Annotated in this window: 24 protein-coding genes and 2 tRNA genes; 16 read left to right on the top strand and 10 right to left on the bottom strand. The window is 35.0% G+C overall.

Annotated elements, in window-relative coordinates:
- Window positions 1-31: 31 nt before the first annotated feature.
- From AC5YGD_RS05910 to serB, 5 genes are all read right to left on the bottom strand, one after another.
- Entirely contained in the window at window positions 32-1,579 is a 1,548-nt protein-coding gene (locus AC5YGD_RS05910) for a SulP family inorganic anion transporter (protein ID WP_496141090.1), read from the bottom strand.
- A gap of 25 nt (window positions 1,580-1,604) precedes the next feature.
- Window positions 1,605-2,705, bottom strand: a complete 1,101-nt coding sequence (gene aroC / locus AC5YGD_RS05905; RefSeq protein WP_496141089.1) for a chorismate synthase — start codon at window positions 2,703-2,705, stop codon at window positions 1,605-1,607.
- A 127-nt stretch (window positions 2,706-2,832) separates the two neighbouring features.
- The gene (locus AC5YGD_RS05900) at window positions 2,833-3,477 is read right to left on the bottom strand and encodes a Rossmann-fold NAD(P)-binding domain-containing protein (RefSeq protein WP_496141088.1); all 645 of its coding nucleotides are present in this window, start codon (window positions 3,475-3,477) and stop codon (window positions 2,833-2,835) included.
- 27 nt (window positions 3,478-3,504) lie between these two features.
- A complete protein-coding gene (locus AC5YGD_RS05895) occupies window positions 3,505-3,921 on the bottom strand; it encodes a DUF2141 domain-containing protein (protein WP_496141087.1) in 417 nt (138 codons plus the stop codon).
- Between the two features lie 117 nt (window positions 3,922-4,038).
- A complete protein-coding gene (gene serB, locus AC5YGD_RS05890) occupies window positions 4,039-4,869 on the bottom strand; it encodes a phosphoserine phosphatase SerB (protein ID WP_496141086.1) in 831 nt (276 codons plus the stop codon).
- 292 nt (window positions 4,870-5,161) lie between these two features.
- On the opposite strand from serB, the gene serC reads away from it, so the two are divergent.
- Both serC and AC5YGD_RS05880 read left to right on the top strand, forming a co-directional pair.
- A complete protein-coding gene (gene serC, locus AC5YGD_RS05885) occupies window positions 5,162-6,241 on the top strand; it encodes a 3-phosphoserine/phosphohydroxythreonine transaminase (protein ID WP_496141085.1) in 1,080 nt (359 codons plus the stop codon).
- Entirely contained in the window at window positions 6,241-7,398 is a 1,158-nt protein-coding gene (locus AC5YGD_RS05880; RefSeq protein WP_496141084.1) for an NAD(P)-dependent oxidoreductase, read from the top strand. Before serC ends, AC5YGD_RS05880 begins: the two co-directional genes overlap by 1 nt.
- A gap of 3 nt (window positions 7,399-7,401) precedes the next feature.
- Here AC5YGD_RS05880 and AC5YGD_RS05875 read toward each other — a convergent pair.
- Window positions 7,402-7,478: transfer RNA gene (locus tag AC5YGD_RS05875), tRNA-Arg, on the bottom strand.
- Between the two features lie 34 nt (window positions 7,479-7,512).
- A complete protein-coding gene (locus AC5YGD_RS05870) occupies window positions 7,513-8,133 on the bottom strand; it encodes a DsbA family protein (RefSeq protein WP_496141083.1) in 621 nt (206 codons plus the stop codon).
- 62 nt (window positions 8,134-8,195) lie between these two features.
- On the opposite strand from AC5YGD_RS05870, the gene AC5YGD_RS05865 reads away from it, so the two are divergent.
- The 9 genes from AC5YGD_RS05865 (at window position 8,196) to pdxH (ending at window position 15,304) form a co-directional block, all read left to right on the top strand.
- Window positions 8,196-8,711, top strand: a complete 516-nt coding sequence (locus AC5YGD_RS05865; protein ID WP_496141082.1) for a glycine zipper 2TM domain-containing protein — start codon at window positions 8,196-8,198, stop codon at window positions 8,709-8,711.
- Window positions 8,712-8,738: 27 nt separating this feature from the next.
- Window positions 8,739-9,587 carry a GDSL-type esterase/lipase family protein gene (locus tag AC5YGD_RS05860; protein WP_496141081.1) on the top strand — a complete coding sequence of 283 codons (849 nt, stop codon included), beginning with the start codon at window positions 8,739-8,741 and terminating at the stop codon, window positions 9,585-9,587.
- A gap of 74 nt (window positions 9,588-9,661) precedes the next feature.
- Complete coding sequence (pyrF, locus tag AC5YGD_RS05855; protein ID WP_496141080.1) at window positions 9,662-10,366, top strand: orotidine-5'-phosphate decarboxylase; 705 nt, start codon at window positions 9,662-9,664, stop codon at window positions 10,364-10,366.
- Window positions 10,367-10,378: 12 nt separating this feature from the next.
- Window positions 10,379-10,455 (top strand) — tRNA-Val (locus AC5YGD_RS05850).
- A gap of 66 nt (window positions 10,456-10,521) precedes the next feature.
- On the top strand, window positions 10,522-11,268 hold the full coding sequence (locus AC5YGD_RS05845) for a hypothetical protein (RefSeq protein ID WP_496141079.1): 747 nt from the start codon (window positions 10,522-10,524) through the stop codon (window positions 11,266-11,268).
- A 196-nt stretch (window positions 11,269-11,464) separates the two neighbouring features.
- Window positions 11,465-12,724, top strand: coding sequence for a peptide-methionine (S)-S-oxide reductase MsrA (msrA, locus tag AC5YGD_RS05840; protein WP_496141078.1), 1,260 nt, complete (start codon window positions 11,465-11,467; stop codon window positions 12,722-12,724).
- Between the two features lie 61 nt (window positions 12,725-12,785).
- A complete protein-coding gene (locus AC5YGD_RS05835; RefSeq protein WP_496141077.1) occupies window positions 12,786-13,415 on the top strand; it encodes a tetratricopeptide repeat protein in 630 nt (209 codons plus the stop codon).
- Between the two features lie 28 nt (window positions 13,416-13,443).
- Window positions 13,444-14,658, top strand: a complete 1,215-nt coding sequence (gene ubiM, locus AC5YGD_RS05830) for a 5-demethoxyubiquinol-8 5-hydroxylase UbiM (RefSeq protein WP_496141076.1) — start codon at window positions 13,444-13,446, stop codon at window positions 14,656-14,658.
- Between the two features lie 10 nt (window positions 14,659-14,668).
- On the top strand, window positions 14,669-15,304 hold the full coding sequence (gene pdxH / locus AC5YGD_RS05825; protein ID WP_416686255.1) for a pyridoxamine 5'-phosphate oxidase: 636 nt from the start codon (window positions 14,669-14,671) through the stop codon (window positions 15,302-15,304).
- Here the strand turns inward: pdxH and aroE are convergent.
- From aroE to AC5YGD_RS05810, 3 genes are all read right to left on the bottom strand, one after another.
- Window positions 15,285-16,097: a shikimate dehydrogenase gene (gene aroE / locus AC5YGD_RS05820; protein WP_496141075.1), complete on the bottom strand. Its 813-nt coding sequence runs from the start codon at window positions 16,095-16,097 to the stop codon at window positions 15,285-15,287. The genes pdxH and aroE overlap by 20 nt on opposite strands.
- 6 nt (window positions 16,098-16,103) lie before the next feature.
- Window positions 16,104-18,410: an Rne/Rng family ribonuclease gene (locus AC5YGD_RS05815; RefSeq protein ID WP_496141074.1), complete on the bottom strand. Its 2,307-nt coding sequence runs from the start codon at window positions 18,408-18,410 to the stop codon at window positions 16,104-16,106.
- Window positions 18,411-18,671: 261 nt separating this feature from the next.
- The gene (locus AC5YGD_RS05810; protein ID WP_496141073.1) at window positions 18,672-19,391 is read right to left on the bottom strand and encodes a pteridine reductase; all 720 of its coding nucleotides are present in this window, start codon (window positions 19,389-19,391) and stop codon (window positions 18,672-18,674) included.
- Window positions 19,392-19,477: 86 nt separating this feature from the next.
- Between AC5YGD_RS05810 and AC5YGD_RS05805 the strand changes: the two genes are divergently transcribed.
- The 5 genes from AC5YGD_RS05805 to dusA are packed head-to-tail and all read left to right on the top strand — an operon-like array spanning window position 19,478 to window position 25,333.
- Window positions 19,478-20,569: an SAM-dependent methyltransferase gene (locus AC5YGD_RS05805; protein ID WP_496141072.1), complete on the top strand. Its 1,092-nt coding sequence runs from the start codon at window positions 19,478-19,480 to the stop codon at window positions 20,567-20,569.
- Window positions 20,570-20,578: 9 nt separating this feature from the next.
- The gene (locus tag AC5YGD_RS05800; RefSeq protein WP_496141071.1) at window positions 20,579-21,373 is read left to right on the top strand and encodes an undecaprenyl-diphosphate phosphatase; all 795 of its coding nucleotides are present in this window, start codon (window positions 20,579-20,581) and stop codon (window positions 21,371-21,373) included.
- Window positions 21,361-23,886: an aminopeptidase N gene (pepN, locus tag AC5YGD_RS05795; protein WP_496142360.1), complete on the top strand. Its 2,526-nt coding sequence runs from the start codon at window positions 21,361-21,363 to the stop codon at window positions 23,884-23,886. Before AC5YGD_RS05800 ends, pepN begins: the two co-directional genes overlap by 13 nt.
- Window positions 23,886-24,359, top strand: coding sequence for a CinA family protein (locus AC5YGD_RS05790; protein WP_340188205.1), 474 nt, complete (start codon window positions 23,886-23,888; stop codon window positions 24,357-24,359). The genes pepN and AC5YGD_RS05790 overlap by 1 nt, the downstream gene beginning before the upstream one ends.
- Window positions 24,356-25,333 carry a tRNA dihydrouridine(20/20a) synthase DusA gene (gene dusA / locus AC5YGD_RS05785; RefSeq protein WP_496141070.1) on the top strand — a complete coding sequence of 326 codons (978 nt, stop codon included), beginning with the start codon at window positions 24,356-24,358 and terminating at the stop codon, window positions 25,331-25,333. Before AC5YGD_RS05790 ends, dusA begins: the two co-directional genes overlap by 4 nt.
- Window positions 25,334-25,372 lie beyond the last annotated feature (39 nt).

Raw genomic sequence — 25,372 nt, 5'->3', positions numbered from 1 at the left:
CTCTAGTAAAGAAGTAAATATTAGTAAACTTCTAAGTAGTGATGGTTCCTTCAATTCTAGCCTTTGCCTTATCAATTGCGACATGATAGTGAGGGTCTTCAAGGACGTTGACTTCGACTAAATGTTTTGCTGTTTTTAGAAGCAATCTGCACTCTTCACTAAGATGAACTAAATGTAGGGTTTTTCCTGCTTTTTGGTAACGATCAGCAAGCTTATCAATTGCTTCAATTGCAGAGTGATCTATCACTCTTGAGTCCTCAAAATCTATGTAGACATTTTCAGGGTCTTCTTTCGGGCTAAAAATCGCATGAAAAGTATTGATTGATGCAAAAAATATTGCGCCATGCAGTCTGTATGTCTTTTTTCCATCTGACTCAACTTCTTCAACAGACTGTATTTTTCCAGCAGACTCCCAGGCATATGAAAGCGCTGACATAATAACGCCAGTTATGACTGCAAGTGCCAAGTTATCTGTTAGTACAGTTATTACTGCAACAGATATTCCAACAATAATGTCAGGCATTGGAACCTTACCAAATAATCGAAATGAACCCCACTCAAAGGTGCCAATTACGACCATCATCATGACGCCAATTAGAACCGCAACTGGAATCATTTCTATGTATTTAGAAAGATAGAGTATAAAAAATAGAAGTATTATAGATGCAACTATTCCAGAGAGTCTTCCCCTTCCTCCAGACTTAATATTAATCAGACTTTGCCCAACCATTGCGCAGCCACCCATTCCGCCAAAAAAACCTGTAACAGTATTAGCAACGCCTTGTCCAATACATTCACGATTTGGCTGACCTGTGGTTTCTGTTAAATCATCAATTAAGTTAAGTGTTAATAAGCTTTCAATAAGCCCAACTAAAGCCATAATCATTGCGTAAGGAAAAATAATTTTAAGCATCTCAAAATCAATTGGCACATCGGGTAAATTAAATGGAGGAAATACACCACCAATAGGGGCAATATCTCCAACTGTCCTAGTATCAAGTCCTAAAAATAATACTGCCACTGTTCCAATTACAATTGCAACTAGAGTTGATGGTACTGCGCGAGTTAATCTTGGTAAAAAATGAATAATAGCCATTGTAATTGCAATAATTACTAGCATTAACATTAGAGGGGTTCCAGTAATCCACTCACCGCCAACTTTAAATTGTTTAACCTGCGCTAGAAAAATGACAATTGCTAGGCCATTTACAAAGCCTAGAAAAACTGGGTGAGGAACAAGTCTTATAAATTTACCCATCTTAAATAGACCAAATACAATTTGAATGAGCCCAGTTAACACGACAGCTGCAAATAGGTACTCCACCCCATGAATGGCAACTAAGGTCCCAATGACAACTGCAATAGCACCTGTAGCGCCAGAGATCATTCCGGGCCTTCCACCTATGATTGATGTAATGAGCCCAATAGTAAAGGCGGCATAAAGCCCAACTAGTGGGTTTAATCCTGCCAAAAGGGCAAATGCAACAGCTTCAGGGACCAATGCCAATGCTACTGTCAGTCCCGACAAGATATCGTTTTTTGCGTTACTGGGAACGCGCTTATGAATGAGCTTAAACATTATTTCCTTTTAGATTGGGTTGAAACTATTGCTTTTCAGCAGGGACAGGCGGTGTAGTTGAAGATACATCAGCATTTTGAGCGCGATGTCTGAGTGCGTGATCCATTAATGTAATTGCTAGCATTGCCTCTGCAATTGGGGTTGCCCTAATACCGACGCAAGGGTCATGTCTGCCAGTCGTGCTAATTTCTGTTGCTTTACCCTTTTTATCAATACTATCTGCAGTAAGTCTTATGCTGGAAGTTGGCTTGAGGGCAATAGAAACTAGAAGGTCTTGACCAGAGCTGATACCACCAAGTATCCCTCCAGAGTTATTTGACGTAAATCCATCAGGAGTGATTGGATCTCTATGAAGCGAGCCTTTTTGATTAACAACACTAAATCCAGCACCAATTTCAATACCTTTTACAGCGTTAATGCTCATCATTGCGTGCGCAATATCAGCATCAAGTCTATCAAAAATCGGCTCGCCAAGTCCTGTAATCATTTTGCTAGCAACGATGTTGATTCTTGCGCCAATTGAATCACCTGACTTTCTAAGGTTATCCATATAGTCTTCTAGTTCATTTACTTTGCTGGCATCAGGACAAAAGAAAGGATTGTTATGAACCTCCTTCCAGTCAAAACTTTCAAAAGAAATTGGTCCTAGTTGGGCTAAGTACCCACGAATTTCAATACCATATTTTTCTTTTAGGTATTTTTTAGCAATGCCACCAGCTGCAACTCTTATTGCAGTTTCTCTAGCAGATGAGCGACCACCACCACGGTAATCTCTAATTCCGTATTTCTGTTGATAGGTGAAATCTGCATGACCAGGCCTAAAAGAGTTTGCAATTTTTGTATAATCCCTTGGTCTTTGATCAGTATTTTCAATCAAAAGGGCAATAGGGGTTCCAGTAGTTACACCTTCAAAAGTTCCAGATACTATTTTGATGGTATCCGACTCTCTTCTTTGAGTGGTGTGTCTTGAGCTTCCAGGCTTTCTAAGATCTAAATCACCTTGAAGATCCTCTTCCTTAAGCTTCATCCCTGGAGGGCAGCCATCTACAATGCCTACAAGAGCATCACCATGACTTTCGCCAGCGGTTGTTAATGTGAATAGTTTTCCAAATGAATTGCCAGACATTGCCTATTGATGTACGTTACTTAGATGGCGGATATTATACCAGTGACAGCTTATATTTCGAATAAGATTAATTCAGTGGATAGTTAAAGAGCTTCTTGTAAAAAGTATTGGTAACTTTTAAATAGAGTTATTTAAGAAAGTCATCAAAATAGAAGTAATTAATTCCAGGCTTACCATCAGCTTTTAAAACCATAGTCTTAGCAAGAGACTCTGCTTTAACGCTTCTGTATTTACTTGCAGTTCCAATTAAAAAAAGATCCATTATCTTTGCAAGATTTATTGCTATTTTTTCAGCTAGTCTTTTTTCAGAGCGCTCTCCAACTAAAAAACTAGGCCTAAATATATTTACTGTTAAAAAGCCAAGACTTTGAATGGACTCTTCAAGTTCACCCTTTGTCCTTAGATAGAAATTTTTTGAAGAACTGTTTGCACCTATGGAAGAAATAAGACTCAATGTTTCAGCGCCCGATTCTTTGGCTTTTCTAGCAATACTAAGGCAATAGTCTATATCAACTTTTCTAAAATTCTCTTTACTTCCAGCAGTTTTAATTGTTGTTCCAAGACAAATAAATACATTATTACAAGAGGGCAGAGAGCCATTTTTTTCAAAAGCATCAAAATCAATAATCATTTCTGTAATGTTGGGCGGAAGGTTGGGAATTGATCTTCGAGTTAGAGCAATAGCGCTCTGTTTTTTATTAGACAGAACTTTAATGACATTTCCACCTATTAGGCCTGTAGAACCAGCAATAATTGAAGTAATCACTGTCATAAGTATTTAAATACTAATTTGAATATTCTATGGTAAAGCTATTTCAATGCTGTCCATGTCTTTATCAACATCAATTTTCATCTTGTCGAACTTAGGAGCTCCCATTCCACTAAATTGATAAAAGCCTGCTGGCTCCTTAGGGATAAAGAAAAAGAAGTCCAACTTACCATTACTATTTTCATCTTCAAATGAAGCAAGTGCGTATGGACCCGAAGGAACTTCCATGCTCCAAGAAACATCACAAGTGCCACTTTTACTTGGCTCATAAATTTTTTCTTGACTATGATTCATGCCCTTCCATCCAGACTCTTCATAAATAAGAACATGGACCGCATTCTTAGTTGAACATCCAGTAACTGTTCCGCTAATAGTGTGCGTATGATCATCAGCCATAGCCTGCATTGCGAAAAAAGATAAAAATATAGTAAATAATTTAATATTCATAATTGAATGTTGGAAATAAGAAGATATTGGTAGTCTAGTCAGTACAGGAAAGATTTTAGTGAATTTTTCATGAGTTTTATATGAAAATTTATATTTAATTAAGATTAATTAGTTTGATTAATAACCATCTTCTTCAAAAAAATCAATCACAGAATCGAGACCACCATAGTTGATAATTACATCACAATTCTTTTGCAATATAGGTTTGGCATGGTAGGCAACAGACACGCCAGCAATTTTCATCATTTGTAAATCATTAGCGCCATCACCAATAGCAATGACTTGCTCTCTTTTTAGTTGATAAAGCGAACATAGCTCATTAATATAATTTGCTTTTTCATTGGCATCAATAACTTTTCCTAAGACTGCTCCAGTGAGGCAGCTATTAGTCACCTCTACATTATTGGCTCTAAAGGTATCCACTCCTAAACTTTTATGAAGGCGTTCAGCAAAGTAACTCAGGCCACCTGAGATAATGGCTGACTTTACACTAATTGATTTAAAAAAATTAATTAGCTCTTTGGCTCCAGGGCTTAATTTTAAAGAGTTGGTGTAAACAGACTCAAATGCTGAAGTGTTAACTCCTTTAAGTATTGATATCCTTTTTTTAAAGGACTCAGTAAAGTCCAGCCTACCCTGCATTGCTTGTTCAGTAATTAAAGAGACTTCATTGGACATTCCTGACTCCTTAGCAATTTCATCAATCGTCTCAATAGTTATTAAAGTTGAGTCCATATCACTAACAACTAACTTAATATCTGAAAAATTAAACTTCTTATGATGTAAATTTATGTCAACTGTGTTTTCTAGTCTTAGTTTTTCAATAGTAAAATTAAAGTCAGTATGGATTCTAAAGTGATTTTTTCGCTTTTCCAAGTCGCCTTTAAGGCTCCTTGTAAGCTTTTCAGCAATAATTAAATCTTGAGTATGGATTATGAGTGTTTCCATTAATAAATGAATGATTTGCTAAGGTTGTCAGCATCAATATTTTACAGGATCTGATTTTTTTGATTTCAAATTTAGTCACTTTATCTTAAATTCTGAATTAAAAAAATGTAACAAATTGACATAAAAGGTAAATTTAAGTTTATTTTGGCTTAGGTATAATCAAACACAATTTATAACCAACGAAGGTTATTTTTGCTAAAACATTGACGTTTGGATGGGCTTATCAAGATTGAGCACAGCTGAGCGTTTTTTTTTTAATTTTGAAAAAAAGGTTTAAAGCCTTTTATTTATTATGACACAAACATATAATTTTAGTGCTGGGCCAGCAATGCTACCTACTTTAGTACTTAAAAAAATTCAGCAAGAACTTATTGAGTATGGAAACTCTAAAGCTTCAGTAATGGAAATTTCGCATCGAGGAGTTGACTTTATGGAGGCCGCTCAAAAATCTGAAAAGGATTTGAGAGATCTTTTAAATATTCCAAATAATTACAAGGTTTTATTTCTTCAGGGTGGCGCCTCTGCTCAGTTTTCAATGGTTCCAATTAATCTGTTAAGAGGAAAGTCTAAAGCTTGCTATGCAAATACAGGGCACTGGTCAGTAAAAGCAATTGCTGAAGCGCAGCGTTATTGTAAAGTTAATGTTTGTACAGATAGCTCAGAGAATAATTTTACTGATATCGATGATTTTAAAAATTGGAATATTGATCAAGATTCTGCTTATCTTCATTACACCCCAAATGAAACAATTGCTGGACTAGAGTTTGATTATATTCCTGAAGTTGATATCCCATTAGTTGCTGATATGTCCTCAACGATTCTTTCTCGAGAGATTGATGTTTCTAAATATGGTGTTATTTATGCAGGAGCTCAAAAAAATATTGGACCTGCTGGCTTAACAATTATTATTGTAAGAGAAGACTTAATTGGTAACGTAGTTAAAGGACAACCAAAACTCTTTGACTATTCAACTCAAGCTAACAATGAGTCTATGTTTAACACTCCTGCCACTTTCCCATGGTATGCTGCTGGTCGCGTTTTTGAATGGCTTAAAGAGCAGGGAGGATTGAGTGTGATTCAAAAAATAAATCATACGAAAGCAAAAACACTTTATAAGGTAATTGATAACTCTGATTTTTATTCAAACCCAGTTTCAATTAAATATCGCTCTTGGATGAATGTTCCATTTTTATTAGCAGATGACAGTCTAAATGACTTATTTTTAGAACGCTCAAAAGAAGCAGGATTACTTGCACTTAAAGGTCATCGAAGTGTTGGAGGAATGAGGGCTAGCATTTATAATGCAATGCCTCAAGAGGGCGTTGATGCCTTAGTTAATTTTATGAGTGATTTTGAAAAGGATTATGGGTAATGCTTAAAGTACAAGTTTTAAATAACATTTCATCTCTAGGTTTAGATAAATTTTCTAGTGATATTTATGATGTAACAGTTAAAGATAATAATCCAGACGCAATACTTGTTCGAAGCGCCAAGATGCATGAATTAGAAACTGGGGAAAACCTTAAAGCTATTGGCCGTGCTGGCGCAGGAGTAAACAATATTCCACTTGAAAAAATGAGTGGCAAAGGAGTTGTAGTATTCAACACTCCAGGCGCAAATGCTAATGCAGTTAAGGAGCTTGTTATTTCTTCAATGCTTCTTGCTAGTCGTAATATTTGCCAGGCATGGAACTATGTAAAAAATTTACCGCTTGAGAACCTTAAGGCAACCGTAGAGGATGGAAAAAAACAATATTCAGGCTCGGAATTGCCAGGAAAGACATTAGGAATTGTTGGTCTTGGTGCTATTGGTGTTGAAATTGCAAATGCAGCTAGCATCCTTGGAATGGATGTTATTGGTTTTGACCCATCAATCACTAAGAAGAATGCTTGGAAAATTTCTTCTGAAGTTGAAGATGCGACTACTATAGAAGAATTATTTTCTAAGAGTGATTTTGTTTCTTTTCATGTTCCCTTAATTGATGAAACTAAAAACTTATTAAATGCAAAACGTATTGCCTTGTTACCTGAGGGCTCAGTAATAATTAACATGTCAAGAGATGGGATTGTTGATGAAGACGCATTAATGAAAGCTCTTGATTCTGGAAAAGTAAAGTATTACGTCACTGATTTCCCAATCAATGACAAAAAAAATCATGAAAGAGTCATTGCACTTCCCCATCTTGGCGCCTCTACATCTGAAGCTGAAGATAATTGCGCTGTCATGATTGCTAAACAGATTAAAGATTATCTTGAAAATGGAAATATTGTGAATTCTGTAAACTTTCCTGATGCAAGGATGCCTAGAGATGGCAAAGAGCGATTAGCTATTACCCATAGAAATATTCCGAATATGGTTCGTCAAATAACAAAGGCCATAGCTGAGGAAGAGGCTAATATTCTTGATATGATTAACAAGTCTAGAGGAGATTTTGCCTACACACTTATTGATCTTGAAAATGAAATTTCCACTAAGGCTATTGAAAACATTAAGCGAGTAGAGGGTATTTTGACAGTAAGAGCTCTTTAAGTTTGGTGCCCTGGTCAAGATTCGAACTTGAGACCCCTCGCTTAGGAGGCGAGCGCTCTATCCAGCTGAGCTACCAAGGCAAGCGGTATATTATTGCCACTTATGAGTAATTATTCAAGTGATTATTTGATTAATAATGTAATTAGAATTTAAATAGTCAATATTTATCCTTTCAAGATTGTTCTCTCTAACTAGAACTAATGATGGGAAGCCGTTTATTGGCATGGTTTTTGTGGTGTGAATCTGATTAAGAAGAAGATCATTAACTTCGCTCGATTTTAGATCCTCCTTAAATAAGTCTTCATTAAGCCCAATATCCTGAGCAATGTTAATTAATGTATTTTCATTTGAGGGGTTTAGGGTTTTTAGGTAGTATGCTTTTTGGATTTCTTCAGTCATTAAAACTTCAAAATCAGGGTGCTGTTTTTTTGCAGAAATAACTGCCCTACAGGAGAGATATGTTGAGCGCCTGGGTTCATTTAGAGTCCAAAAATCATAATTAAATTCTGTACCAGGGACAACTTTTTGAATTTTTATCCAATTGTCTTGAACATATTTTTGAGTTTCAAAAGGCATTGGTAAATCGCTATCAGGGGCCAGCCCACCTAATAGATAATTAACATTTATATGACTTGGTAATTCTTTTAAAACTTTATGCCATGTTGGCTTAAATGCCCAACACCAAGAACACATTGGGTCATGGATATAATATAAAGTATTATTAACTAATTCCAAAAATATTTCCAAAAAAGTATATAATTTACATTATAGGGGTTAAACATTACTGGAGCATACTTATGCAAGCGATCTTAAAAAATTCACTAATCACTTTGTTTATACTTACATCTCAATTGTCTTTTGCAGGTAGTTTTGTAGATTCTGCGACTGTTACTTCAGTTGAAAAGGTTTATAAACAATATAGGGTCGATGAGCCTTATCAAGAGTGCTATATCCAGGAAACTGTTCAAAGTGGGGATGGTAGTGCAACCAATGAATTATTTGGTGCCGTTCTTGGAGGCGCAATAGGAAACAAGCTTGGAAAGGGCGATGGAAAAGACGCTATGACTCTTTTTGGGGCCCTTATGGGCGCTTCAATTGCAAATGATGCTGAAAAGAAAGCCAATACAACTGGAAAGAAAGTAATTAGCCAAGAGGTCTGCGAAACAAAGGTTAGACAAGTTATTGAAAAAAGACTAAGTCATTATTTGGTTACAGTTGACTATGCTGGTCGTGATGTTAGCTTTAAAACTAACAGAAGGCCTTCTAAAGATGTTATAAAGATTGAGGTAACTGTTGACGGTCTTGGTAATTAATTTGTCCTAGCTGAGCTTTAAGTCTTAGTGCTTCTCTTTATCTTATATTTATCAATAGCAATTGTAATTTTAATTACAGTTGCTTTTTTCTATGTTTCCTCTATTGCAGCAACCCCTCCAAATGGAAGGGCTGATGATCTATCTAAGGTGCTACCTTTAAAATCTGGTCGAGTTATAGCCTGTATTGGAGACTCATTAACACATGGAAATATTGGTGAATGCTGGGTTGAAAGCCTCCGTAATGAGTATCCAGAAGATACAATCCTTAATGAAGGTATTAATGGTGACGTAGTATGGCAAGTAAATAACAGAATTCAGCCAATTATAAATTGCCATCCTGACATAGTCATCCTGATGATTGGGTCTAATGATGCAATGGCTTCTTTCAATAAAAAGTCAGGAGAGCGTTACAAGTCGAAAAATAAATTGCCCGAAATTCCAACTTATGAAAGTTATCAGAAATTATTACCCAAACTTCTTGATAGACTTAAAGATACATCGAAACTTGCCTTATGCTCACTCCCGCCTATTGGTGAGAATAAAGATTCTGCAATTAATGAGCATGTAAGAAAATTTAATGACTTCATAGAGTTAACAGCAAAAAATAAAAACATTAACCTTATTCCAGTCTCAAACCTATTATGGGATGAATTATCTAAAAGAACTTACCCAGTTAAAAGTGATTATGATCCAAACTCACTTCCAATTATTAGAAGAATTTATGGCGGAATGATGCACCACTATATTTTTAAGAAGTCATGGGATGAAATAGCAAAGTCAAAAGGGCAGTGGCTTCTATTTGATCAAATTCATTTGGGCGGGCGCGCTGCAAAAATTTTATTTAATGCGACTAAAAAATATATTTCTTCAGTCTAGTTATTGACCTTATCTATATAATTAAGCCTGTCATAAATTTACTGTAATAGCCTTATTTAAATTATTAAAAACTCATGAAAGATATTAAAATTGAAGATCGTTTAATCTTTGCATTAGATGTTCCTGAAGTCTCAGAAGCCAAAAAAATTGTTACAGAGCTAGATGACAGTGTTAATTTTTATAAAATTGGTATGGAACTTTTAATGACAGGCCAATACTTTGAATTACTAGATTGGCTAATTGCAAATGACAAAAAGGTCTTTGTGGATTTAAAATTTTTTGACGTACCAGAGACAGTTGGCAGAACGATTGCAAGGTTAAGTGATTATGGAGCAACTTTTGCAACTATCCATGGTAATCAAGCCCTAATGGAAAAAGCAGTTGAAAATAAAAATAGTTTAAAGATTCTTGCTGTTACTGCGTTAACGAGCCTAGATAGAGGTGACTTAGATGACTTAGGTTTTGATTGTAATGTTAAAGATTTGGTTATTTCAAGAGCTAAAAGAGCTTTTGAAGCTGGATGTGATGGCATTGTGTCTTCTGGTTTGGAAGTTCCATATATTCGTGAACATATTGATAATAAGCTTATTGCAGTAACTCCAGGTATCCGACCAGTAGCTAATGATGATGATCAGAAGCGAGTAGTCGATGTTGCAATGGCTTTTAAGAGTGGCTCTGACTATATTGTGGTTGGAAGGCCAATTAAAAATGCAGAAAATCGCTATGAAGCTGCAACTAACATTCAAAAAATTATTCGCTCTGCTTTCGAAGCAGTATAATTCCTATTTTTCAGTCGCGTAACTCAGCTGGTTAGAGTGCCACCATGACATGGTGGAAGTCGTCAGTTCAAATCTGACCGTGACTACCAACTTTAAATATTTTCTTTATTAAAAGAAAATATTTTTTTTAGGGTTAATTTAAATATAATATAAATATGAAAAAAATATTATTAGTCTTATTACTATCTTTTGGTTTAATTGGCTGTTCTTCAATTAATGTTCCCTCAATTAAACTTCCCTCACTTGAGCTTTCTTCAACAAGTCCTTCTGATATCCAGACAGAAAAGATTCTTGCCCTAGGCTTGTCTCATGATCAAAATCTAGTTGAAGCTCTTAAGATAGCAGATCCAAGTATTGCTTCAGCGGTCGTAAAAGAGCTTAATAACAGAGTACTCGAAGCTGAAAATAAGCGATTAGAGATAGAAAATGTTGTGAAATACGCTGAAATGGTTCAAGTTTCAGATAATAATTTAAAGTTTACTGGGCCAAAAATATCTGATACCAAGTCAAGAAATTTGGTCGGTAAGGCTGAAAATTTTGATTATTTTTTACTAGGATTTAAAGACAATAATAGTAATTTGATTAAGCATAAACTTAATTTCTCAATTGTTTACACGTCGGACGAAAGAAGAGATTATTCCTCAGCTAGTTATTGTGATAGATGGGATGGTTGTGATAATGAAAACCAAATGGATGTTACTTTAATTTCCCTAAAGGCCTATGACTGCTCTTCTTTTGACTGTGACTATAATGAAATAGTTGAATTGGATTTAAGTGATAGTTTTTTGCAAGAAAATATGGAAAAAGGTTTTTCAATAGGCTTTAATACTAAAGGTTCAATATCTAATAGGGTTTCTATTCCCTCAAGCTATATAAAGGGTTATTTAAAGGTTGCTAATTAATTTTTAATGAAACTAATGGTTTAAATATAGCTACTATATTTATTAATGAAGCTTTTATTCCTTCATTCAAATTTTGTGTAACTTTCAAAATTATTGCCTCTATATTAGTTCTTTATTCTTCACATATTAAACACTTTATATTCATTTTCCAGGTGTAGAATTTATTTTTTAATTTTTTAAATATAGGCAGGGGCTTGTGATTCTAGAAATTTTTTTTGCTGCAGGATGTTTTTGGGGTGTTGAAAAAAACTTTGAAAATATTGAGGGTGTTGTTGACGTTGTATCTGGCTACTCTGGTGGAAATTATGAGAATCCAACCTATCAGGATGTTCTCGATAATAGAAGAATCCAAAGCGAAAGTTTTCTTTCTGTTCTTAAAAATATTGGATTATCTGATAAAGAAAAATTAACCAATAAAAATACTTTAATTAACCACACAGAGACAGTTAAAGTTATTTATGACACCGACAGAGTTTCCACAGAACAATTACTGAAAAATTTTTGGGAGATTCATGATCCAACACAATTAAATAGACAAGGTAATGATGTTGGAAATAACTACCGTTCTGCAATTTATTGGACCAATGATGAACAAAAAGAAATTGCAAATCGAACAGGTCAACTATACCAAAAACTATTAACAGCAAAAGGGTATGGTGAAATTATGACTGAGATGGCAGCTTTAGAAAAATTTTGGCCAGCTGAAGATTACCATCAAGATTACTTGAAGAGAAATCCAAATGGTTACTGCCCTGATCATTCTACGGGCGTTACTTTTATTGAGCAAGTGCCAAAAGAATCATTGGTTGCAGATATATCACCTTTAGGTGGAAAAGAAATTGTTGTTATTGGTCCAGAAGTAGAGGGTACATGCTTATTTTGTCTTGAGTTCGAAAAACTAGTAACATCAAAATATAAGGGAACTATTCCATTAAGATCAGCGCCAGCATCGTCATTGAAGGGCTTTGAGCTAATTACAGAGACATGGGCTACACCTACTATTTTTCTAATAGAGGATGGAAAGGAAGTATGGGCACATCAAGGAATAATGTCTTCTGATGACTTTTATAAAGCATTGGGTGAATTTAAATTAGGTAAAAATTCTGAGGCTTTCAATGTTGCATTTAATGAAGGGACAGATAGAAGGTTCTGTGAACAGTATGAAATTTTTAAGAATACACCTGATGGTGTTTTTATAGATAAGCTCTCTGGAAGGCCTCTTTTTGATACCGCAGATCGATTTGATTCAAAGTCCGGCTGGCTGTCCTTTACAAGGCCTGTGCGTAACGAGGTTTATGAAGTTATTGATCTTAGTTATGGTATGACACGAACAGAAATAAGATCTTTAAGTTCTGATATTCATTTAGGCCATGTATTTAATGACGGTCCTGACGGAATGCCAAGGTACTGTATTAATGCAACTGTTTTAGAATTTGTTCCAAGAGGTGATGCTTAGAATCTAAAAAAAACTGTAAAATAATTATAATATTTTAAAAATAATATTATTTAAATCCAAAATGAACAATACAGCTAAATTATTCAACATCTCTCTAACTAAAGTCTTATTGCTGATATCTTTTTCTTTTTTATTGCTATCTCCAGTATGTGCTGAAGATAGTTTGTATGAAAGAGGAATTGTATTAGTAGAACAAAAAAATTATGAAAAGGCACTTAAAGCATTTGAATTAGGTGCTAAAACAGGTGACTTAAATGCAATGACTGCTCTTGGAATAATGTATATCACTGGTGTAGGTGTCGTTCAGAACGACATTAAAGGTTTTAAATATGTCCAGAATGCGGCAAACAAATCTCATCCAAAAGCGCAATATACTTTAGGGGCTATTTATTATCTTGGTGCCGGGGTAAATATTGACTTTAATAAAGCATTTAACTGGATTAGTTTGTCTGCTGACAATGGTTACTTAGATGCTCAGCATAATTTGGCACAAATGTATGAATCTGGAGAAGGAGTTTTACAGAATTTTGAGCAAGCCTATGAATACTATCTTAAAGCTGCAAGGAGTGGTAATTTAGACTCTCAAGTTAAAGTTGCCCAGATGTATCAAGAAGGAAGTGGTACTGAGAAAAATCTTGAAAAAAGTGCCTATTGGCTTAAAAAAATTGAAGAGTCAAAAGTAAAAAACTAATACGCTAAGTTTTTCACTCTTAAATACTATGAAAAATAATAACTCTAACAATGTTTATGATGTGGTAATTATTGGTGCAGGGCCAGCAGGGCTTAGTTTTGCTTGTTCATTAGCAAATCAGGATCAAAAGATACTTGTTGTTGAAAAATCGCCGCATATTTCGATTGCAGACCCTAAGCCAGATGGAAGGGAGACTGCTTTAACTCATAATTCATTAAAGATACTTCAAAAACTTGGTGTTTGGAGTCTCATTGATCAGGCCAAAGTCAGCCCACTTAGAGAGGCAAAAGTTTTTGATGGTGATTCAGAGTCATTATTAAATTTTGAAGCAAATAAAACGTCAATTGATGCTCTTGGATATCTTGTTCCAAATAATTTAATCAGGCTTGCTTTATATCAAAAAGCATCAAGCGCTGATAACATAACTATTATTAATGACTTAGCAGTTGACTCTCTTAATACAAGTTCTTCTAATGCTGAGATTACTCTTTCAAATGGTAAAACTATAAATTCAAAGCTGATAGTTGCTGCAGATAGTCGTTTTTCAGAAATACGCAGAAAGATGGGCATATCATCAACGATGAAAGACTTCTCTAAGGTAATGATAATTACAAGAGTCTCTCATGAAAAATCTCATAATCAAACTGCTCTTGAGTGCTTTAATTATGGCCATACCTTAGCGCTGTTACCCTTAAATGGCAATATATCCTCTGTTGTTCTTACAGTCCCAACTGACGAGGCAGACGAAATGTTAAGTATGGACGAGACGAAGTTTTGTGCAAAGGCTAGTGATGGCTTTAATGGGATTTTAGGTGAAATGAAACAAATTGGTAAAAGGCATTCTTATCCATTAGTTGGCGTTTATGCTCAAAAATTCAGAGCTACTCGTTTTGCTTTAATTGGTGATGCCGCAGTTGGAATGCATCCCGTTACAGCACATGGTTTTAATTTAGGGTTAAGAGGGCAAGACATTCTCTCTCTCGCAGTTATTAAAGCCTCTCAAAATGGTAATGATATTGGTTCAGACTCAGTTTTAAAGGAATTTGAAAATAAACAAATACATTTATCTAGATTGATGTACTTTGGTACAAATGGGGTTGTCTCTTTGTTTACTAATGATGATGCCATAGCTAAAAAAGTTAGAAAGTTAGTCTTAAAGTTTGCGGATCGCTTTCCTCCAGTTAAGTCTCTCATCACAAAGCATCTAACAGAATCAAAAAAAAGTAATTTAATCCCTTTTTGAAGGAAATTATATGACAGGTGATTTAAGTAATCTAAGAAAGGAGTATCTCAAAAGTGGTATCGTAAAAGATGACCTTAAAAGTAATCCAATCGAACAGTTTTCATTATGGTTTGACCAGGCTATTGAAGCTAATATAATAGAGCCTAGTGCAATGAGTCTTGCTACGTCAGATGACTATATAGGAATTAGAACCGTCCTTCTTAAATTTTTTGACGATAAGGGCTTTGTATTTTTCACAAACTACGAGTCTAAAAAATCAAAACAACTTCAAAACAATCCCCAGGCTGCTCTTTTATTTCCCTGGCTTGCCTTAGAAAGGCAAGTCAAAATTATTGGAAGTGTTGAGAAGATTACAAAGTTAGAATCTTTAAAATATTTCTCTTCAAGGCCAAAAGACTCTCAAATTGGTGCGTGGTCATCTCAACAATCATCAAAAATATCTTCCAGAGCAATTTTGGTTGATCAGTTTGCAGTAATGAAAAAAAAATTTGCTAATGGAGAGATTCCACTACCTGATTTTTGGGGTGGTTATAGAGTAGTTCCTCAAAGTATTGAGTTTTGGCAAGGAAGAGAAAGCAGGCTTCATGATCGCCTCATATACGAGCGTAAAGATAATGGGTGGGATATTAGTCGCCTTTCGCCCTGACTAATTCGATTACTGGTTTAGTCTGTGGGTTTTTCCCTAGCCAAAAAGAAAACGAGAGTGCTGCTTGCTCTACGAGCATTCCAAGTCCGTCACTAACTTTTCTAGCAGAGTTTTCATTTGCCCACTTCATGAAGGGGGTTTCTCTGCCATACATCAAGTCGTAACATAGGGCTCCCTCGACAACCCCTTTTGGAATATTAGGGATATTCCCATCAATAGATGCACTGGTCGCATTAATAACTATATCAACTGGTTTGGCTTTAATTTGGTCCAACCCAAAGCCACAAACTTTTCCATACTTTAGAAACTTGCTCGCAAGCTTTAAAGATTTTTCTTTGGTTCGGTTTGCTAATAATATTTTTTCGGGATTACAATCAAGTATTGGCTTAAGAATTCCTTGTGTTGCACCTCCTGCGCCAATAATTAGGATTTCCTTTCCTTTTAAGGATTGATTTAAATTATTTGTAAAATCATTCACTAATCCATTCCCATCAGTATTTTCACCAATCAAAGTGTTGTCTTTTATTTTTATAGCATTTACCGCCCCAGCAGCCTTTGCATTTGGAGTTAAATCTTTTGATAGATTGTGTGCCTGAATTTTAAATGGCAAGGTAATGTTAAAACCTTGACCATTAGAATCAATAAATTTCTTTACTGTGTCTTGAAATCCATTAATTGGTGAAAGTATTTTTTCATATGAAATTTCAAGCCCAAACTCCTTAGAGAATTGGGCATGAATCATTGGAGATATGCTGTGATGAACTGGATTACCAATTACTGCATATTTGTTCATAAACTTTTAAGAAGCTTTTTCATCAGAATTTTCTGACTTTTTTAAATCAGGCTTAATTGAAGCTTTTTCATCAGAATTTTCAGATTTTTTAATTGATGCTTTTGTAGGGGCCTTTTTGACTGGTTTACGGGTTGTTTTTTTAGTCGGCTTCGCTACAACATTCTCAGTCGGCTTCGCTACAACATTCTCAGTCGGCTTCGCTACAACATTCTCAGTCGGCTTCGCTACAACATTCTCAGTCGGCTTCGCTACAACATTCTCAGTCGACTTCGCTACAACATTCTCAGTCGGCTTCGCTACAACATTCTCAGTCGGCTTCGCTACAACATTCTCAGTCGACTTCGCTACAACATTCTCAGTCGGCTTCGCTACAACATTCTCAGTTGACTTTTGATTAGAATTTGTCGTATTTTTTTGGTTTCTATTTCTATTTTGATTTCTATTCCTATTTTGGTTTGGATTGTTCTGATTAGCCTTAATATTATTAGCTTCATTAGAGCTATTTTTTTGAGATTCACCAGTTCCACTTTTTTGATTTTCTTGTGTATTTTGATTTTGGTTTCTATTTCTATTTTGGTTTCTATTTCTATTCTGGTTTCTATTTCTATTTTGATTCCTGTTCTGTGGCCTACTAGTTTTTGACTCAGTAGCTGTTTTTTTATCTGAAGAGAATATTTCAGATAATTTACTCATAAATGAGACTTTCTTTTCAGGCATCTTTGTTGATGGGTGATTAGAAGAAACAGCAGGAATATCAGGCTTATCAATATAATTTATTATATTTGGATTTTCTTGAGGTTTAGAAACTCCTTGAAAGCTCTTGTGATGAGAGTTTTTATCACCCTTTTGTTTGTTCATCGTGAAGTGAGGAAAGTGCATGTATTGGTTTGGAAGAAGAGTGATCTTAATATTGTGTTTATCTTCCATTTCAATTATATTTTGCCTCTTCTCATTAAGTAAATAAGTTATCACTTCAACGCTGGATTGAATTGTTATGTCATCACCATTTTTATTTGAATTTAAGTTGTCTTCTAGTTGTCGAATAATTCTTAATGATAGTGAAGGAATAGTTGGATTTGTTCCACTACCATTACAAATTGAGCAGGTTTTTCCTGTCGATTCTGCAACAGAGTTCATTAGTCTTTGGCGTGATAGCTCTAAAAGGCCAAATCTTGATATTGAGCCTATTTGAACGCGCGCCCTATCATTTGCCGTAGCTTTTTCCATTAACTTCTCAATAGCTGTTCTATTGGATTCTGAGGCCATATCAATAAAGTCAATTACCACTAGTCCACCAATATCTCTTAATTGAAGTTGCAACGCAATTTCTGATGCAGCGTCTAAATTTGCCTTATAGGCAGTATCTTCAATACTTGTTCCCTTTGTTGCTCTGGCAGAGTTGATGTCTATTGCAGTTAATGCTTCTGTAGGGTCAAATACAATAGTTGCCCCAGATCTCAAGGCGACCTCTCTATTAAAGACGCTTTTAACTTGAGACTCTATACTCATGTGAGCAAAAAGAGAGTGCTCTGTAACATCAAAGAATTTAATCTTGTCTAAGTAATGCGGCATTACAAAGCTAATAAAGTCTCTTGCTTTTTGATAGGTCTCCAAGTCATCAATTATGACACTATCAGTATCTTCTCTTAAAAAGTCACGCAAAGCTCTAACAGTTATATCACTTTCTTGATAGATTAAAAAAGGATCCTCTTGCTTTTTAGTTGCAGTTTTAATAGATTTCCAGAGTTGAGTTAGGTGGTCTATTTCCCATTGAAGTTCACTAACGCCTCTTCCAGCACCCTCAGTACGAATTATAAGTCCAGAATGCTTAGGAACATTAAGGCTCGGCAATAAGTTTTTTAAATCTTGACGATCTGAAGCCCCAATTTGTCTTGAGATTCCTGAGCTTTTAGGGTTGTTTGGGGTGAGTATCATGTAAGCACCAGCTAAATTAATGTAGGTGCTAAGGGCAGCGCCTTTGTTACCGCGCTCCTCTTTTTCAACTTGTATGATAATATCTTGCCCTTCTTTAAGGACATCACTGATAGTTAATTTGTCGCCTTTAGGCTTAATACCATCAGAAAAGAAAGGAGAAATCTCCTTAAAGGGTAAAAAACCATGCTTATCTTTGCCATAGTTAACGAAAGCAGCTTCTAAAGATTGTTCTACTCGAGAAATCTTTGCTTTGTATATGTTGCCCTTAGTCTTTCTATTGAGGCTTGTCTCGATATCAAGGCCAGTAAGCTTTTGGTCCTTGACGATTGCAACTCGAATTTCTTCTTTGTGGGTTGCGTTGATTAAAATGTGATTCATTATGAAGTCCTATAATATCTGGACTATTGAGCACGTACAAAGCATCAATACTTACGTATTGAATGGGAATAAAGGTTTGATTAATAAAATTCATCAATTACTAAATAAGGTTTTGTATGTGACTTCAATTAGCCCATAAAAAAATTAGTTCGTTACAATAGTTCTATTTTTTAGTTTGAAACAATTGTAAAAAAATTCTTGTTAGTCGAAAAAAAATGATCGACAAACAAATTATACCACATTAAGACTAAGGGGATTTGTTTACTGATTGAGTGTACGACCACCATCAACATTAATTATTTGGCCCGTTAGGTAATTAGAGTTTGCTAAAAAAAGCACTGTATCTGCAATATCTTGAGGCGATCCTTGTCTTTTAAGAGCTATTCTTTCAAGCATAATGCTTTTGTCTAACTCAGAAATTTCTGCTCCTTCTTGTGGCCATAAGATCGAGCCAGGTGACACTCCATTTACCCTGATAGAGGGAGCAAGTTCTTTAGCAAGGGTTAGTGTAAGCATTTTTAGGCCTGCTTTTGAAATATTGTAGACCGAATGTTTTTTGAGTGGTCGGTCTGCATGAATGTCAATGATATTTATTATTGACCCCTCGCTAGAGTTGAGCTTTTGACTTAGTCCCTTTGATAGAAAGAAGGGCGCTTTAAGATTAACATCTAATATATTATCCCAATTTTCAGAGTCGCTCTCGTCTACTGACAAAGGATAAAAGACAGATGCATTGTTAACTAATAAGTCTATCGATTCTATCGATTCAACAATTGTGTTTATAGAGTCAATATTATTAAGATTGCCCACTACTACCTTGGCTGATTTTTCTTTTAAAAGGTTAAGCTCATCACAAAGTAATTGAGCTTTGTCTTTTGATTGATTGCAATGAATAATTATATTAAAGTCATTGTTGTGAAGTGTTTTTGCTATTTGAGCTCCAATTCGAGCCGCTCCACCAGTAATTAAGGCTGTTTTCATAGGTTTTTATTAGTTAATTAAATTGATTAAGTAAAATTTGTTTTTGAGGGAATAAGGTTGATTCACAGTATAAAATAATTTCTAATATGAACCTTCAAGATATTATATCTAAAACCATTAAAGATAATAACAAACCCATTGGTTTTGATGTGTTTATGAATCTTGCCCTATACCATTCTGAGTTTGGCTATTATCGATCAAATAAAACACTATTTGGTCGTTATGGTGACTTTATAACAGCTCCCGAGACTTCTGACTTATTTGGTTATACGCTTGCGAGGCAGTGCAAGCAGGTTCTTAATAGTGGTGATATTCTAGAGTTTGGAGCTGGAAGTGGAGTGCTTGCCACTCAAATTCTTTTTGAATTAGGCAGGCTAAGCTCACTTCCTGGTAAATATTATATTCTTGAATTAAGTGCTCAGCTTAAAAATAAACAGATGCAGAATATTAAAAAAGTTTTGCCTGAAATCTTTCATAGGGTTGAGTGGCTAACTAAGCTGCCAAAAGATTTTAAAGGCGTTGTTATTGCTAATGAAGTCCTTGATGCTATTCCTGCAAAAAGAATAACTTTCTCTGAAGGCTGTTTTGTAGAATTAGGAGTTGATTTTCAAAATGAGAATTTTCAATGGAAAAAGTTTACTCAACCTTATGTGAGCACTGGAACATCACTTCCTGATAATATAGAAGAGGGATACACTACTGAAATAAATGTTCAGTCCATCGCTTGGATTAAGTCGCTTTATGACTTTGTTTCTGAGGGAACAGTTCTATTAATTGATTATGGTATGGATAAATCTGAATATTTTCACTCTCAACGAAATGACGGAACTCTTAAGTGTTTTTTTAATCATGAGTCAAGTGATGATCCTTTTTGCAATATTGGTTATCAAGATATAACAACATCGGTTAATTTTTCAGATATTGCTGAAAGTGCAGTTGATGCTGGTTTTGAAATTTCTGGATATTGCACACAAGCAATGTTTTTAATTTCTTTAGGTATTGAAAAGTATCTACTGGATGAAAAGGATAATGAAATTAGAATCAAACTAGCTCAAGAGGTTAAGCAACTAGTTTTACCGGGGGCAATGGGTGAGGTTTTTAAAGTGATGGCTTTATCTAAAAAACAATCAGTAAAATTAGATGGTTTCAAAGAGCAAGATCTTACCAATAAGCTTTAAAATCAAGAGATGGATATTACTCAAACAATTACTTTAGCTTTAATACAAGGGTTTACTGAATTTCTGCCCGTATCTTCATCGGCGCATCTAGTAATACTTCCAAAATTCTTAGATTGGCCAGATCAAGGGCTAGCTTTTGATGTTGTTCTTCATTTTGCTACTTTATGTGCAATTATTTTTTACTATCGCTCTTCATTGGTGTCTTTGACAAAGGACTTTTATGACTCAATTGCAACCAGAAAAACGCAAGGAGAGTCAATGCTTGCTTGGGGTATTATTTTAGGAACAATACCAGTTGGCATTGTGGGTTTGTTATTTAGAGAGTCGATCGAGTTAAATTTAAGAAGTTACCAAGTAGTAGCCTTTGCAACTATGTTCTTCGCACTTCTGCTAGGTTTCTCAGACTGGCTACATCGAAAATTTCAAAAAAGTAGAGAGTATATTCGTGGCTCTGATATCCTAATTGTGGGCTGCTTTCAAGCCCTAGCTTTAATTCCTGGAACGTCTCGCGCAGGCATAACTATTACTGCGGCTTTGCTAATTGGCCTTTCAAGAAATCTATCAATAAAGTATGCATTTCTTTTATCTATTCCTGTTATTGCGCTTGCAACTTTATTAAAAACTTTTGACTTGGTAAAAGACACAAGTCAAGTCGATTGGAGCCTTCTTTTTATTGGATTTGTAGTTACTTTGATTACTTCATATTTCACAATTGTCTTTTTTATTAGACTGGTTGAAAGAATTGGTTTTTTACCATTCGTCATTTATAGAATTCTTTTAGGAGCATTATTATTTCTACTTTAACGCCACAGCCTATTTTCCGCAAAGATTATGAACCAAGCTCTCACCTCATAAGAACAACAGAGCTTGATTTTGACCTTGGTGATAATGAAACAATTGTTTCATCGCGCATTTCTTTTTATAAAAATCCTGATAGTAATAAAAAAATTGATAAACTTTTTTTAAATGGTGAGTCTCTCGAGTTAATATCAATAAAAATTGAAGGCTTAAGTCTTAACTATGAGCAAAAAGATGATGGCTTATTTCTAATAAATCCACCTAATAACTTTATTTTAGAAGTGAAAGTTCGAATTCATCCTGAAAGCAAAACTGATCTGAATGGCTTGTACCAATCCAGTGGAAATTTCTGCACACAATGTGAGGCTATGGGCTTTAGGCAGATAACATACTATCTTGATAGGCCAGATGTATTGAGCATTTTTACCACTAAGATAACTGCTAACAGAGACCATTATCCAGTACTTCTTAGTAATGGAAACTTGGTCAATGAGAGTAATTCACAAGTTATTTGGCATGATCCAACGCCAAAACCTTGTTATCTGTTTGCTTTAGTTGCAGGTAAATTAGATTTCCTTCAAGATAGCTTTGTAACTTCAGCAGGAAGGATGGTTGACTTAAGGCTATATGTTGAGCCTCATAATATGCATAAAACTTCTTTTGCAATGGAGTCCCTTAAAAAATCATTTAAATGGGAAGAGGAGAGGTTTAACCTTTCTTACGACCTGGATATCTACATGATTGTTGCAGTTGATGATTTTAATATGGGCGCTATGGAGAATAAGGGTCTTAATATTTTTAATTCAGACTGTGTTCTTGCCAATCAAGAAACTTCAACAGATTCTAGTTTTATAAGAATTGAGTCTATTATTGGCCACGAGTATTTTCATAATTGGACTGGAAATAGAGTAACTTGTAGAGACTGGTTTCAGCTAAGTCTAAAAGAAGGACTAACTGTTTTTAGAGATCAAGAGTTTTCTTCTGATCTTCGTTCTAGAGCAATTCAAAGAATTACTGACGTTAATGAGCTTAAAACAAGGCAATTTGCTGAAGACTCTGGACCAATGGCTCATCCAGTAAGGCCAGAGTCGTATATTGCAATGGATAATTTTTATACTGCAACGGTTTATGAGAAAGGTGCAGAAGTCATTCGAATGATTCATACAATTTTGGGAGAAGAGGGCTTTCAAAAAGGGATGACTCTCTATTTTAATCGTCATGATGGCGCCGCAGTTACGATAGATGATTTTGTTGCAAGTATGGCTGATGCTAATCATTTTAATTTTGATAATTTTATGTCTTGGTATAGTCAGTCAGGAACACCTGAAGTAAGTGTCGATGATGAGTACAACTCCGAGCTAAATATTTATAGTGCTACTTTTACTCAAAAAAATCAAACAACACCTTTTCTAATTCCAAATAAATTTGGATTATTAGCAGATGATGGTAAAGAGATTGAGACAGGAATGATTTTGATTGATGAGCTTGTAAAAACTATTTCATTTGAAAATATCAAGAGTAAGCCAACACCCTCTTGGTTTAGAGGTTTTTCAGCGCCCATTAAGTTTGATTCAAATCTTTCAGTCAGTGAGAAAATTTTTCTTTCATCAAATGATACTGATCCATTTAACCGCTGGGATAACGCTCAAAGCTTATGGCTGGAATATATCCTCAACCCAGAGATTGTTGAAGAAAAAGCATTGTTTACTATGATTAAAAATCTTTTCGATAAAGATTCTGACTATGCACTCCTTTCTGAAATAATAAGTTTACCTGCAGAGCAAATCATTCATCAACATGTTGGTCAAATTGACGTGCAAGAGGTAAGCCATAAACGTAAAAAATCTAGCCTCTCTATTGCTAACAACTTTAAAGCACTTTTTCTAGAAACATATAAAAAATTAAACTATATAAAAGTCTTTGATTTATCTTCTAAGTCGGTTGGTGAGAGGGCTTTGAAAAACAAATGTTTAAGTTATTTGTCTCAGCTAGGTGAGTATGATCTAGCATATGCACAATATAATAATGCAGATTGTATGACAGATCAATTTAGCGCTTTTCAGTGTTTATTAGACTCTTCAAACCCTTATCGCGATAAGGTTATTACTAGATTTTATAAGCAGCATAAGTCAGATGCACAGGTAATGGATAAGTGGTTTAGCGCTCAATGTGCCTCATCTATTACTTCTGTTGCAGATATTAGAAAACTTATGAAGCATGAATTATTTTCAATGACTAATCCAAATAGAGTGCGATCCGTAATTGGATCTTTTAGCCGAAATAGTATTCAGTTTCATTGTAAAGAAGGCTACCAGCTTTTAACTGAAATAATTATTAAGTTGGATGGTATGAACCCTCAAATTGCAGCAAGGTTTGTAAGTATATTTAATCACTGGAGGCGATTTACAAATAAGTATTCTGCACTTCAAAAGAATGAGCTTAACTCAATTATAAGCCAGAAAAAGTTGTCAGACGATGTCTATGAAATTGTTCATACTTCCTTAAAAGAGGGTAACTAATGTCTTACTTAAAGGCTAAACACTTATCTGATCTTCTTGTTTCAAAAGGATTGACCATTTCGGTTGCTGAGTCTTGTACTGGAGGCTCATTATCAAGCTCTTTGACTTCAATTTCAGGGGCATCCTCATATTTTAACTGTGGCTTTATTACTTATAGCAATCAATCAAAAATTGATATGCTTGGAGTTAGTCCTGAATCTATTGAGATGTATGGCGCTGTAAGTGAAAAAGTTGCTCATGAAATGGTTACAGGGGCTGGTCAAAGATCACATAGTAATTTAGCTGTCTCAATAACTGGCATTGCTGGTCCTTCAGGAGGCTCTGCATCAAAACCAGTTGGTATGGTTTGTCTTGGTTTTTTCTTTGATGGAAGCGTAACAACAACTACTCAATTTTTTTCAGGCTCTCGATCAGATATTGTTTCACAGAGTGTTACTTTTGCTTTGGTTGAACTGTCTTCAAAAATCTCATGAACTCTTCTTTAGTCTCTATAGCGCCAATGATGGACTGGACTGATAGACATTGCAGATATTTTTATCGATTGCTCAGTAAAAACACTCAGCTCTACACAGAAATGATAACTGCAAAAGCAATTTTGAATGGTGATAAAAACCGTTTGCTTGACTTTAATACAGAAGAAAATCCCCTGACACTTCAGCTTGGAGGAAGTGACCCTTCAGAAATGGCAAAGTGTGCTCTCATAGCTCAAGAGTGGGGTTATAGCGAAGTTAATATAAATGTTGGATGCCCATCAGATAGAGTCCTTTCAGGCAGTTTTGGTGCTTGCCTAATGAAGGAGCCAGATTTGGTTGCCTCATGCGTTGAAAGTATGATTGATAATTGTGATATTCCTGTGACAGTTAAAAGCCGAATTGGAATTGATGATATGGAGAGTTATGAGCAGCTTTCAGATTTTATAATACGCATTCATAACAAGGGCTGTCAGCACTTTATAATTCATGCCCGTAAGGCATGGCTTCAAGGTTTAAGTCCAAAAGAAAACCGAACTATACCGCCTTTAAATTATCCTTGGGTTTACCAGTTAAAGAAAGATTTCCCGCAACTAAAAATAACTATAAATGGTGGCATTGAAAATTGTAATGAAGTTAAAAATCACCTTGATTATGTAGATGGAGTAATGCTTGGTAGGTCTGTCTACCATAATCCATTTTTATTAAGAGAAATAGATGTATCGATTTTTGGCAACAAAAAAAACTCTTTTAGCCGTGAGCAAATTTTAAAAAAATACATGAATTACATAAAGCAGCAAATTAAAATTGGAGTCCCAATAAGATCAATGACTCGTCACATATTGGGCCTTTATCATGGCGAAAGTAATGCCAAGCTGTTTAGAAGATTATTGAGTGGTAAGACTGTAGAGCTAGAGCATTTAAATGATTGGTTAGCCTTTAAAAAAAATAGTTCAACTGAGGTTAAAAGTGTTTGATAGTTTGGTAAAATTTTTTTAATAAAAATTCTTTATATA

The organism is Candidatus Pseudothioglobus sp. uisw_070 (assembly GCF_059512545.2).
Note: the sequence above shows the minus strand (reverse complement) of the source record. Positions and strands in the feature narration are given on the sequence as shown.